At 33.8% G+C, this 12211-nt stretch carries 18 protein-coding genes and 1 tRNA gene; 3 read left to right on the top strand and 16 right to left on the bottom strand.

Annotated features, from left to right (window positions below):
• On the bottom strand, positions 1 to 1154 hold a 1154-nt coding region (locus GQN54_RS14030; RefSeq protein ID WP_160634198.1), incomplete at its 3' end, for a GWxTD domain-containing protein.
• Positions 1155 to 1245: 91 nt separating this feature from the next.
• Between GQN54_RS14030 and GQN54_RS14035 the strand changes: the two genes are divergently transcribed.
• Positions 1246 to 1330: transfer RNA gene (locus GQN54_RS14035), tRNA-Ser, on the top strand.
• 75 nt (positions 1331 to 1405) lie between these two features.
• Here the strand turns inward: GQN54_RS14035 and GQN54_RS14040 are convergent.
• Both GQN54_RS14040 and GQN54_RS14045 read right to left on the bottom strand, forming a co-directional pair.
• On the bottom strand, positions 1406 to 2614 hold the full coding sequence (locus GQN54_RS14040) for a hypothetical protein (RefSeq protein ID WP_160634199.1): 1209 nt from the start codon (positions 2612 to 2614) through the stop codon (positions 1406 to 1408).
• A gap of 8 nt (positions 2615 to 2622) precedes the next feature.
• Entirely contained in the window at positions 2623 to 3162 is a 540-nt protein-coding gene (locus GQN54_RS14045) for a hypothetical protein (protein ID WP_160634200.1), read from the bottom strand.
• A gap of 339 nt (positions 3163 to 3501) precedes the next feature.
• On the opposite strand from GQN54_RS14045, the gene GQN54_RS14050 reads away from it, so the two are divergent.
• Entirely contained in the window at positions 3502 to 4170 is a 669-nt protein-coding gene (locus tag GQN54_RS14050) for a porin family protein (RefSeq protein ID WP_160634201.1), read from the top strand.
• 139 nt (positions 4171 to 4309) lie between these two features.
• On the opposite strand, the gene GQN54_RS14055 is transcribed toward GQN54_RS14050, so the two are convergent.
• From GQN54_RS14055 to GQN54_RS14100, 10 genes are all read right to left on the bottom strand, one after another.
• Positions 4310 to 5386: an AI-2E family transporter gene (locus tag GQN54_RS14055; RefSeq protein ID WP_160634202.1), complete on the bottom strand. Its 1077-nt coding sequence runs from the start codon at positions 5384 to 5386 to the stop codon at positions 4310 to 4312.
• 6 nt (positions 5387 to 5392) lie between these two features.
• Positions 5393 to 5767 carry a hypothetical protein gene (locus GQN54_RS14060; protein WP_160634203.1) on the bottom strand — a complete coding sequence of 125 codons (375 nt, stop codon included), beginning with the start codon at positions 5765 to 5767 and terminating at the stop codon, positions 5393 to 5395.
• The gene (locus GQN54_RS14065; RefSeq protein WP_160634204.1) at positions 5757 to 6098 is read right to left on the bottom strand and encodes a phage holin family protein; all 342 of its coding nucleotides are present in this window, start codon (positions 6096 to 6098) and stop codon (positions 5757 to 5759) included. Before GQN54_RS14065 ends, GQN54_RS14060 begins: the two co-directional genes overlap by 11 nt.
• A 65-nt stretch (positions 6099 to 6163) precedes the next feature.
• A complete protein-coding gene (locus GQN54_RS14070; protein ID WP_160634205.1) occupies positions 6164 to 6382 on the bottom strand; it encodes a YtxH domain-containing protein in 219 nt (72 codons plus the stop codon).
• Positions 6383 to 6421: 39 nt separating this feature from the next.
• Entirely contained in the window at positions 6422 to 6784 is a 363-nt protein-coding gene (locus GQN54_RS14075) for an arsenate reductase family protein (RefSeq protein WP_160634206.1), read from the bottom strand.
• A gap of 6 nt (positions 6785 to 6790) precedes the next feature.
• A complete protein-coding gene (locus tag GQN54_RS14080) occupies positions 6791 to 7099 on the bottom strand; it encodes a phosphoribosylpyrophosphate synthetase (RefSeq protein ID WP_160634207.1) in 309 nt (102 codons plus the stop codon).
• Positions 7100 to 7105: 6 nt separating this feature from the next.
• Positions 7106 to 7597 (bottom strand): Dps family protein, encoded by a 492-nt coding sequence (locus GQN54_RS14085; protein ID WP_160634208.1) that lies wholly within the window; start codon positions 7595 to 7597, stop codon positions 7106 to 7108.
• A gap of 63 nt (positions 7598 to 7660) precedes the next feature.
• On the bottom strand, positions 7661 to 7858 hold the full coding sequence (locus GQN54_RS14090; RefSeq protein WP_160634209.1) for a CsbD family protein: 198 nt from the start codon (positions 7856 to 7858) through the stop codon (positions 7661 to 7663).
• Positions 7859 to 8030: 172 nt separating this feature from the next.
• A complete protein-coding gene (locus GQN54_RS14095; protein WP_160634210.1) occupies positions 8031 to 8972 on the bottom strand; it encodes a hypothetical protein in 942 nt (313 codons plus the stop codon).
• A 40-nt stretch (positions 8973 to 9012) separates the two neighbouring features.
• Positions 9013 to 9624: an SET domain-containing protein gene (locus tag GQN54_RS14100; RefSeq protein ID WP_160634211.1), complete on the bottom strand. Its 612-nt coding sequence runs from the start codon at positions 9622 to 9624 to the stop codon at positions 9013 to 9015.
• Between the two features lie 212 nt (positions 9625 to 9836).
• Between GQN54_RS14100 and GQN54_RS14105 the strand changes: the two genes are divergently transcribed.
• Entirely contained in the window at positions 9837 to 10121 is a 285-nt protein-coding gene (locus GQN54_RS14105; protein WP_160634212.1) for a TIGR03643 family protein, read from the top strand.
• Between the two features lies 1 nt (position 10122).
• On the opposite strand, the gene GQN54_RS14110 is transcribed toward GQN54_RS14105, so the two are convergent.
• The 3 genes from GQN54_RS14110 to GQN54_RS14120 form a co-directional block, all read right to left on the bottom strand.
• Positions 10123 to 10824, bottom strand: coding sequence for a flavodoxin family protein (locus GQN54_RS14110; RefSeq protein ID WP_160634213.1), 702 nt, complete (start codon positions 10822 to 10824; stop codon positions 10123 to 10125).
• A 130-nt stretch (positions 10825 to 10954) separates the two neighbouring features.
• Positions 10955 to 11317 (bottom strand): hypothetical protein, encoded by a 363-nt coding sequence (locus GQN54_RS14115; protein WP_160634214.1) that lies wholly within the window; start codon positions 11315 to 11317, stop codon positions 10955 to 10957.
• Positions 11318 to 11323: 6 nt separating this feature from the next.
• Positions 11324 to 12139: an alpha/beta hydrolase gene (locus GQN54_RS14120; RefSeq protein ID WP_317163990.1), complete on the bottom strand. Its 816-nt coding sequence runs from the start codon at positions 12137 to 12139 to the stop codon at positions 11324 to 11326.
• Positions 12140 to 12211 lie beyond the last annotated feature (72 nt).

The raw sequence follows: 12211 nt of genomic DNA on the forward strand, positions 1-12211 counted from the left end.
CCATATTGTAGATAAATCCTTCCACGGTCAGTTAAATATCCTGGACGAGTTTGAAAGCCAAATTGCTTGTTTGCGATTTTAACTTGTTCTTTGTAGTTCAACCATGCTAATTCAGGATTTTCGCTATTTTTTTCTATCCAGAAACTCAAAAAGAATTGTTGCATCACCTTTAAATCCTTGTTTATTAGTTGGTTTTTTACAAATTGTTTTTGAACATCGGTAGAAATCGGGTAGAGATAATCTATATACCTATACAAGGTGTCTCGGTCAGTGAATTTTCCAACAAATGAACTTTCAATCTCATCAAATTCATATACAATGAATGGATTACTTCTTCTAAAATTCACTGAACGTTCAGCAAGTAATTCATTTTTATTTGAAATAATTTTTACATTCAATTCATAGCTGCCACTAGGTAGCTTTTTGATGTCAATATTTTTAAGGATAATTTCTTTGTCACTAGGTGAGACTTTAGAAACTCCCCTAAGGTTATTAGATATTTTTTTGGAATGCTGGTCAACAATGGAGTAGTCCACTAAATATTTTTGATCTTCAGCTACAATTAGATTGGAATTGTATATTTCAACATAAAAATCTAGTTTTTCAATATCTAAGTCGAAAAAACTTGATGTATTGGGCGTTATGTGATAGCCAGCCTTGTTGAATGTACCTTCTTCAGTACTTGCTTCCAAATGAGCTACCAATTCTATATCGCTAATTTCTAGTTGATTTTTCTTTAAATCCATACTGAGTTGAAAAGAAGTTTCGAAGTCTTCTTTTGGAGTATATTTATCATCAATTGTCAACTGAAAAGTATAATTCCCAGAAGGGATGGCCAACCTTTTTACGTCAATTATATTTTGTGATAACTCTTCGCTTTCAAATTCAGGAGTGGCTAATGAAAATTTCTCATAGGTTACTACGCTATTTGAGGAATCAAGTACTATATAGGACACAATTAGTTCGCTTTTGAAAGTATTATTAGCTGTTTTTACTTTCTCAAGACTATTTCCTTTTACCTCTAAATAGGCTTCTAAATATTGTTGACCATCCGTAGTTTGAAATCGAGCATAATTGAATACAGCATTTAAAGTTGCATTAGAGTGGAAGTTTATTCCTAATAATAGTGTGGCGAATAGTACTAAATTTTTCATTCCATAAAATTACTAAAAATCGAAATCAAGAAATTTAAAAAAAAATTAAAAAAATCTTTTGTAAAATGAAATGCTTTGGTACTTTTGCCGCGGAGAAATGGCAGAGCGGTTGAATGCACCGGTCTTGAAAACCGACGTACCGAGAGGTACCGGGGGTTCGAATCCCTCTTTCTCCGCTTCTAAAAGCTCAGAACGAAAGTTTTGAGCTTTTTTTGTTTTCAAAACCACTAAACTTACCTACTCTTAATGGATCATGACGCATCAGTGAGAAAAATTGTGCTTGGCAAAGGAATAACATTATTAGAGTCTATACCTGAATAATTCATGGAATAACTCTTTGCAGTTGAAGCTCCAAACCATATCATATTTGTGGAATTAAAATCTGTAATAGAGTTTAATCCTGCATCTAGTTCTAAAGAAACAAAGTAATACTTATTATCTTTCAATAGGGGCTTTGTGGTATTAGTAGAGGTATCTGTCAGTTGAATACTTGTTCCCGCGTATGCTCCTAAATTAAGATTGGTTAATGTTTTACTACCAGTTGCGATTAATTTCAATTCGTTTTTCAATCCAGAATTATCAATGAATCCATTTTTCGTGGCGCCGTTGATACCATCATTAAACTCATAAAGGTTTACTTTAAGTATGATACTATTTGCACCAGTATAGTTGTTTGGTGTGTAATATATTAAAGAAACCGAATCTAGTGCAAGGTTACTGGCTTGCCCATTTGGAAAAGAAAACATACTTCCAAATTCAAATTTTTTAAAAGGTCCTCCACCAGGAAAAATTTGCCGATCAAAGGAAGGTAAGCCATTAGTGACATCCACTTTTGAAAAATACTGATCGTCATTCAATGAAAAGTACTGCATTAATGTGTCGTTGGAAGGATTATTGTCACTGTTACAACTAGTAGTATAAATTACACGATAGTCTCCGATTGTAGCCCAATTTTTCATTTTAATGGTATCAATAAAAGGTCTACCAAGCCCAACTGTTTTTAAAGTATCAATACTGGTTGAATCCTGATAAACGGTTAACCAATTGCCTAAATTGTTGCGCTGTATTTTAACATTAAGCATCGCATTGTCGGATTGGATAACTTTACCATAGCCCTTGTTCTTGACATTTGCACCATATCTAAAATGGTGATCAACAAGTTGATTTATAGAAAAATGTCTATTATTTATTACTTGAAGATCCTTAAAGTCAGCTGCAACTGTATTCCCTGAGTTGTCAGCTTCTTCAATTGTAAGATCAATTGCTTCAGCCGTTTCTATAGAAACATCATCTATAAAAGCAAAATAGTAATCCCCTTCAAACGTGAATTTTAATCTGCAGTTTGTTAGGTTGCTTACACCGCTGGTAATTGTAGGAAATAGTATAGAAACTGTTTGTTCTGTAAAATTTATGGAGTTATTTAAAATATTTGCATGACTATAAGTTACTCCTCCGTCCACAGATAAGCTTACACCAGGGTTTGAAATTTGAAAACTTCTGTAAAAAGTAGAAAAAACTTGACAATTAATGCTTGATTAGTGTAACCAGTTAGATCAATTGGGGGAGAAATTAATTCACCTTTATGTACACTAGGCGATGCTCCTGTTCCAAATGCTCCCGGGATACCATTATTATCTAAAAAATCTGAATCGAATAATGCTGAACCGTTTGCTTGAGAAGAGGATCCATGAGGTGTTGTTCCTTGCCAATATGCACCAGCCGAATACCCTGTTAAATTCCTAACCCAGAAAGCACTTCCTGGAGTGACTGCTCTTCCAGACAGATAAATTGATTTAACAATCCAATTAGTGATAGAAGTATCTTGTGTTGTAAATGGAGTGGAGAATTCACCTAGAGCACCATTAGTGCTGCCTGTGCACCAAACTACAGAACCTGATTTTTTGTAGTTGGTTAAAGATTTTTGCCTTTTTATAGTTTTATTAGCACTGCTGGTAGGAGTATGCGCTAATTTTTCGAGCGGAAATGTTTGCGCTATTTGAGCAGTCATAAAATAAGATACAGTTATAAATGTAGTTAATTTTTCATTATTAAGTATTTAAGTATTGTTTAATAAAGGATAATTACAAGACCTGAGACCAAATAGATGAGGAGAACTACAGGTTTTTGTTGTGAGCAGCAGTTTTTTTCAATGTTTCATTTGATTCTTTAAACTAATCAGTAATTAAATGAAAACTCAAAATGTCGAATGGTAGAAAAAAATTCCACGGTTTGAGCTATTTGTTCTACTTTAACTAACGGTAGAGAATTTTTAATTGTTTGTTATTGAGCGTGTTGGTTTTTGGTGCAACTCTTTCATTGTAGAAGTCAAATCTTAAAACTTACAATTATGAAAAAGAGAGCAAAACAAATTTTAGCAGTATCAACTGTTTTATTGAGTACAATCTTCACAAATCCTGTCATTGCTCAAGACGAGAATGATAGCGAGTTTGGTATTAAAGGAGGACTTAATTTTTCTAACTTCTACAGTGATGAAGTAGATGATCAAAATTTAAGGATTGGTTACAATGCAGGATTGTTTTTTAAAGCAGCATTGACAGAACATTTCGCCATTCAACCTGAGGTGTTATATACAACGAAAGGAGCAACTACTAAATATGATAATTTCTTTACAGGAGAAGCTGAATTTACTCAAAAGTTTAACTATTTGGAAGTGCCAGTTTTAGCCGTTCTCAATTTAACGGATAATTTTAATATTCATGGTGGACCCTATGTGGCCTATATGTTAAAAGCAGAATTAGAGAACAATGCTGATAATGATGATTTTGATGCGGTGGAGAGTTTAAACGAAGCAGACTTTGAAAGGTTAGATTACGGTATTGCAGTTGGAGTGGGTTTCGAGTTTGATATTCTACGTTTTGGAGCACGATACAATTATGGATTAAGAGAAATTGGCAAAGATCAAACACTTAATGTTGGTGGATTCCCAGTACCTACTTCTTCGTTCAGCGATTTTAAAAATTCACAGGCTTCTTTATTTGTTGGTTTATCATTCTAGTAGAGAAAGTCGACTACTATAAATTATTAAAGGGTGAGGAATTTTCCTCACCCTTTCGCATTTGTATTCATATGGTTTTATTTATAAAGTCTGATTTCACAACTTCAATAAATGATTTAATCATGTAAGATAATGACTATTAAATATTTTCATCTTTTTGATCAGGAATATCATTTTCAGCTCTTAATAACAGGGCAAAAGATTTGGTTCTTTCACTACGATAGAGTAGAATTTGTAATATTCCTGTAACAGGAATAGCAAGTATCATCCCTATTATTCCCCATATACTTCCTCCTATAATTAAGGCAACTATAGCAGCAAGGGGGTTGATATTTACTTTGTCACCTACAATTTTTGGGGTAATAAAATTTCCTTCCAGGAACTGTACAACTGCGTATAATATCATTACACCAATTGGGTAGGCCAAGGAATCTTTAGTGACTAAGGCAAAGAGGGTAGGTAAACTTGCGCCAATGGCAATTCCAATATAGGGAATAACAGTAAGTACCGCTGAAAATATTCCAAAAAACAACGCATATTCTATTCCCAAAGCGAATAGACCTATACAATTTAAAGTTGCAATAATTAAAATAACAACTCCCATTCCTCCGATGTACCCTTGTACAACTTCTCTTACTTGAGTCACTACTTTAAGGTAATTTTCGGTAGCGTCTGCTGGAGTAACTCTCTTGAAAAATAGTTTAAAATTATCTTGATACAACAAGATGAAAAATACATAAATAGGCACTAATGTTAAAAATGTAAAAATGGAGGAAGTAGTATTTACTGCTCCACTAAAAATGGAGCCACTAGATTTCAATAGATTTTGTGCACCATTTCTTAAATATGTAATTTGCTCTTTAGAAGTATAATGGAAATTCTGCTCAATATAATCTGCGATATTGTTGATGACACCTAAAAACTGATCTTGCAAGGAAGGTAATTCTGAAATTAAACTTTGAAATTGAGAGGATATCAAATAAATACCACCACCAAAAACCAAAAGCACTGACAAAAGTGTAATACCAATTGAAAGCGCTAAATTTTTGACATACTTTTTAAGAAAATTGACTAAAGGATAGAGGGCAAGTGATATAAAAAAGGAAAATACCAAAGGGAGTAGTATAGATTTTCCATATATGAGAGCTAAAATAGCTACTGGGATTATAACGGATAATTTATAAATCCGATCTAATCGATTGTTATTTTTTTTCATGCGGTGTTATCGATTAATCACACTGCTAAAAGTACGCATTATTCGATCGAAAAAAAGTTCAATTTTTTGGTTGTAATTTGCTGATAAGATTCGAACTAAATTTTTTGAAAACATTCGGATAAATGGACTTTTTCCTCCTAATATTAGGTCGATTAACCAATCAGTTCCTAATTTAAAAAAATTTGAAGTACCTATGTTTTTCGTACTAGAATTAAAAATGGTTTTTAGGATTCTTGTTGATCCATATTGACTTTTCAAAATGGCGACATTTGCTTTAATTAATGCTTCCTTCTCTACAATTTTTACTTCGTGATATTGTTGAGCTTTTCTTAGACTTTCAAGATCTGTAATTTTCATATTTAGAGGTAAATTAGTCTTCATCTTCGAATATTTTTTTGATGGTATAATTGATCAATGGTTTTTTGAGTAGTGTTTTTTTCGCCAATAGAAATACTAGAAAAAAGACAAGATAAATCGCAGCAACCAAAAAGAAACCTAATGCTAAGTTGTTTAATAAATCCCCAAAGAGTAGACCAAGACTAACTGATGCAAAAAGCAAGAACAGAATTCCGACGACACCAATGATTAAATGGCTAGCAAACTCTGCAGCGCCAATTGAAGTCTTTTCTGCAAGTTGCAATTTTAGCAACTCTACATGATGCGAGGTGTATAATTTGGCATCATCTATTATTTCGTATATTTTAGAATCCATGATTGAAGTTTTGGTATGAAAAATAAGTGTGCACCAAATGGTGCACACTCAGTGCTTTGAAAATATTAGGCGCTTACTTTCTCTTTAGCTGACTCTTTAAACTCATTGAATTTTTCTTTGCTTTTTTCTGCGAAGTCTTTAACGTTGTCGCTAAATTCTCCGGCTTTTTCGCCAATTTTTTCTCTTGTTTCTTTTCCACTGGCTGGAGCTAATAAGATTCCTGCTACTGCTCCTGCTGCTGCACCTACTAATGCTGCTAAGAATATTTTTGATGAATCATTCATAATTTACTGTTTTTAATTGTTTTATATTTAGTTTAACTTTTAATTAATTTTTAGTGTGTCAGAGGGAGTCTTCACAAATACTGTTTGATCTTCACTCTGCACGATAGGAGTTTTAATAAATTCTGGATGTTGAATTATTAAATTTAACCAATCTTCTTGATCAAATTTGCCACTAATATTAAATGCTTTAAAATTTTCATTGCTAGTGTCTATTAACTCATGTATTTCTATGTGCATTTTGTTGACTAATTGCAAAATTTGAGTACCCGTCAATTTATCTTTCGTCACATCCACTTCTTTAATGGCTAAACCATTTGATTTGGCAAAGGCAAGCGTTTGATCATCTTTATATTTATTGCCTCCTAAATATATCGTAAGTGTTCTATGATTTGGATTATTCATGCCGTTCTAATTTATTGTTACTTTTTTGATGAATTGATCAATAGCTATTGAACTATCAGCTCCGTATGAATCTATAAGTAAGCCCTTCGTGCCATCTTTGGCCTCTATTGCATATACTATTGAAGTATCTGCTGGATTACTCTCCCCCTCGAATCTATGAAATTCATTGATTTTAACTTCTTCGGGACTAAACTCTTTGGCTCCTACATTTGTGGATATTTTTTTAGATGCCAACGCCTTAAAATTTGCTGTGTATCCCATATCCTTTAAAGTGTTGCAAGCTATTGATAACGTACTAAATTGATTATTTTTCATAGCGATTTATTTTTCTAGCATACTTCTTAGCATCCATGCTGTTTTTTCGTGCACATCTAAACGATGAGTCAGTAAATCTACTGTAGCTTCATCAGAGACATCTGCAGCAGCTGGCAATGCTTTTCGTGCTGTACGTATTAAGTTTTCATGACTTTCTAATAAGTCTTCTAACATTTCTTCTGCAGATAAATTTCCATCACCCTGCTTGATTGATGTTAATTTGTCAAATTCTTTTACTGAACCTGGTGCGTTAAATCCTAACGCTCTAATTCGCTCTGCAATATTATCAATGGCGCCGAATAGTTCCATGTATTGTTCCTCAGTTAACAGGTGAATTTGTCTAAAGTTTAACCCTTTAACGTTCCAGTGATAGTTGTGTGTTTTAATCATTAAGTAATAACTATCTGCCAATACACTACTTAATCCATTGCATATTTTTTCTCTTTTGTCTTTTGCTATTCCTGTATTTAATTCTATAGAACTTGTTGAAATTTTCATTATTTATTACTTTTTTATTTTTTGATTTGAATTATTGAATTGGTTGTGCCATTAGCGGTATTGCTATAAATCTTTAATCACAGATTTAATTTCGTCTATAACCTCTTCTTTCTTTTTACCTAATCGGTTTTGTAGTCTACCCAATAATTCATTCTCTTTTCCTTCTATAAACATGAGGTCATCATTGGTTAGATCTCCAAACTTCTGTTGCAATTTTCCCTTAATTTGGTTCCAATTGCCTTTTATATTTAAGTCGTTCATGTCTGTTTATTTTTTTGATTCATTTTCTTTAATGGAAAATTTATGCCATTGTATAAAAACGATCAAAAATAGGCTGCAGGTCAATATATACGTTAAGTGTAGGGATGAAGGGGAGTAAGTTCGTGGGGAAATCTCTACACAGATTGTTGAATGCTGTAGAAATCACGAGAATTTACTGTTTCCCGCAATAGGCAAGAGATCGGAGAACTGTCGTTCTTTTTTCCATATCAACTATAAAGAGACTCCTATTTAACGAAGAAAAATCTGTTTGATGGAAGGAAATAATCCCATTTTTGGTGAATTGATCAACGGCCATTTCGGAAATAGCAAATAGAATTTGAAACGTTCGGAATGCTTTAACAGTGTTTTTGCTTCTACCGTAAGTAGTAAAAAATGAGTTTTTAGCCAGATTCACTTGAGTTCTATAATGAGAAACTACTTTTTGTAAATCGATGAGGTTAGCAGTCGTTGATATGTTTTCGGCTGTATCGTCAAAAGCATCCAGTAGGTCATCCGCCAGTTGCAGACAGTAACCTAATAGCTTTACAGTTTGTGTTTCTTGAGCACTTAGTTTTTCCTCAATCAATTGGCGATAAAGGAGCATGGTCCAACTTCCTTTTTCAAAAGTGAGCGATCTAATTTGGTCGATATCGCTGGTTTTCTTCTGAGCCTGACTAGCTATTTGTGCTTTTATCGCCTCTTGAAGTGTTGGCCAAATAGAGGTTTCGTCTTGAAATTTCACAAGCAAGCGCTGTGCTTCTATATAACGAATGGAGTGGGAGGTATTCTTTGTAGTTAATTCTGAAATTGACTTCAAATTCAAATCATCCTCATCAATTAATTCATCAGCTAATGCAAATAGCAGTGACATTTCAGTAGCCTGTAGCCGCTCTTTTTCCGAAAGTGGTTTATTGAATATTGTTGCGAAAACCTCACTTATCGCTACAACACCCCAAGAGGCGTAGTAGTTAATTTTAAACTGAAGTGAAGGAGAGAATTGGTCAAACGAATGGCTCAATTCTCCCTTAATATAATTCGATAGAAATTGCTGTTGCAATTGCTTCTTCCGGAAAAGACTCCAATAGGTTTTTGCAAACAGCCACTCATTTTTCATGAGCTAAAATTCCTTATTTTTTTGAGAACACTTACACTTCTTATTCCTCTCCTAATTTCGCAATGTCTTTTTGATACCTTAAACGATATACGGATTGGTATTGATTCGGGTCAGAAAGGAAAGCATTTAGTTCATTTTTAGAGTTTTCGTCTACAAAAACTAAGAGCGGTTGTTCTACTTCATTCAGGCGGATTAATGATTTTTTAATCACATCATCCCATTGCTGGTAATAAGTGTCAAAATCTTTTGGTTTAACTTTCTGACGGCAATTGGAGTGAGCACATTCTAATTCAATTTCATATTCCAAGTTGAAAATTCCGTACTCATCAGTAATCTGCTCGCCTGCTTTAATATCTCTTACAGCAATTTCAAATCCATATCCGGTGCTTATGGTATTGTAGTTGCAACAATGATTGACATATTTAGCAAAATCCCAACTTACAATTCTGTAGCCTCTTTGGTCCATATAGCTATATTTTTCAATAACTTCTTGAATTTCTTTTTGGTGGGTTAAAAACTCCAAAGGACTTATTTCTAACTCCATGCTATCTTTTACATAAACGATAGTTCCTTCAGGAATATCTTGTGTTGCAAAAACGCCGTAACCTACTGTTTCGTTGACGGTTTTAATAGTTGTGTGTGGGTGAATCATCAGTTAAATTAGTATTGATAAAAGGGCCTAAATTTTAGCCAATATTAATCCATATTTCAATCCGTTGTATACATCGATACTAAAATTTATATATTGTTAATCAGGTATTTATGGTAAGTTGGGTCTTTAGTGAAAAAAACACAGTTGAAAAAATGGCGCAATAGGTATGTTTTATTGAATAATTAGAACATTTTAGAAATACTGCGGTTATCATGAACATGAAAAATGAGCAAACAGATCTTGATATTGATCGAATAGTAGAAATGGCGTGGGAAGACAGAACCCCTTTTGATGCTATCAAATTTCAATTTAAAATATCAGAACAAGAAGTGATTGAAATCATGCGAAAAGAGATGAAAGTTTCAAGTTTCAGAATGTGGCGAAAAAGAGTGCAAGGTAGAAGCACAAAGCATTCGGCTTTAAATTCAATTGAAAAAGGACGTTTCAAATGTTCCCGACAACGTGCAATTAGTAATAATAAAGTTGCGAAGAGATAGTCTACCTATACTCTGGGTTTTCAAATTCAAAATGATTCCCGTTGTCCCATTCTGTGCGCTGATTTCCTCCAACAGGAAAGCCTCCTGCATCCTTCAGCATTTTCGCCAAGTGCATTAAATTATAGGTCATAAAAGTAGTGTTGCGATTGGTGAAGTCATTTTCAGGTCCACCGGAACCTTCGTCTTTGTAAGACTTTCCTGGACCAATTTCTCCTAACCATGCAGCGTCAGATTGTGGAGAAATACAATAACCCAAATGCTGCATCGAATACAAGATGTTCATCGCACAATGCTTAGCGCCGTCTTCATTTCCTGTTACCAGACAACCTGCTACTTTTCCATAATAGATGTATTGTCCGTTATCATTCGTCATGCCTGACATGGCATATAATCGTTCTATGGCTTTAGCACATTGAGATGATTTATCACCTAACCAAATCGGAGTAGTGAGCACCAAAATATCTGCTTTCATCACTTTTTTGAAAATCTCTGGCCATTCATCCGTTTCCCATCCATGTTCCGTCATATCAGGATAAACACCTGTGGCAATATCGTGATCCACAAAACGAATGGTCTCTACAGAAACGCCATTCTTCTCCATGATTTTTTTAGAAATATCAATCAGCCCATCAGTATGGCTCATGGCTGGTGATTTTTTGAGGGTGCAATTAATAAAGAGTGCTGAAAGTTGATTGAAATTCATAGCGCTTTATTTTGGTGAACCTAAAAGTTAATGAATTCTATTCTGATGAAAAAGCGAACTGAATCGATTTAATTTTTTTTAACGGAAGATTGAACTCCTTTGAAGTAGTATTCAAAGTAAACTTACCCTATTATTTTTTAGCTTTATTTATCAATAGTAGTGTATCTGTTCCGTATAAATAAAGGTTATTATTCTTAAGTTTATAGTATTGATAATGAGTTGTCTTTTTTATAAATAGAATGTCTAGTTCATCATCGCAACATATTTTTGTGCACGCTTTAGAGTTTTGAAATCTAATTTGAGTACTATCAAGTATACTATATGAAGTAATGCATAGGTTAGGATTGAAATGGAATTTAGCTTCACCATCATTAAAATCAATAATACATTCTATTCCCTCTACCTGATAAGTTCCATCAATAGCAGATTGTGACTGAGTGAATACAGCATTCATGAGGCATAATGAGAATAGAAGAGTGAGTAATAATCGCATTAATCTTTATTTTAAAGTTTCAAAGGCATCGTAAACTGCATGATGTAATATGTCAGCGTGATTTTGTTTCCTGAAAAACTCAAAGTGCACTTGCTTGGGTCGAGGTGCTGATTTTCGTGTTTTTCGATATAGTTTGCATGCAGTACTTCTCATCAGATAGCCTTCCTTTCCTACTGCGATGTATACTTGCTGATTGGAAGAAATGCTTGGAACATCCCTTTTAGTCATGGATTTATTGTCCCACCACATACTAGGGCTCACAATGATGTAATTTCTAAAAAGGGGGGTATGCTTGATAAGTACTTCAGCCGCTAATAATCCGCCCAAAGATTGGCCAATTAGGGTAGTGTTTTCATTGTTGGAATAATTTGAACTGATAAAAGGCATTGCTTCTTTTTCTATGAATGCAATAAAATTTGCCGAACCTCCTTTGTCAGGCCAACGAGTAGAATCGTATGCAACTTCAGTTGGAAATGTAAAATCTCTTTTCCGATCTACATTTTCTATACCCACCACAATACTTTCGCTTACCATATTTATCCAAGAGTAAGAACCGAATTGCACCAATCCTGCGATATGAATAAAATCTTCATGCTTAGAACCGTCTAGTAAATAGATGACTGGGTAATTGTTCATCGAGTCTTTTGAATAACCTACCGGGAGGTAAATATTCAAAATTCGATCTTCGTTCAACTGAGTAGACTTTATAGTTACACGATCTCCAATGGTGAAATATGACTTTTCGACTTGTTGCTGCGCAAAAGTAAATTGAAAGGAGAATAATAGTAATGAGCTGAATAATAGTTTGATGTTGTATTTCACGGATGAAAGATTTGATTTCTATCAAAACTAATTAAATTATATAAATCGCGAAGAATTGTCAATTTGTCAGTA

Origin of the sequence: Acidiluteibacter ferrifornacis (assembly GCF_009909615.1) — a bacterium.
GTDB classification, from domain to species: Bacteria; Bacteroidota; Bacteroidia; order Flavobacteriales_E; family Vicingaceae; genus Acidiluteibacter; species Acidiluteibacter ferrifornacis.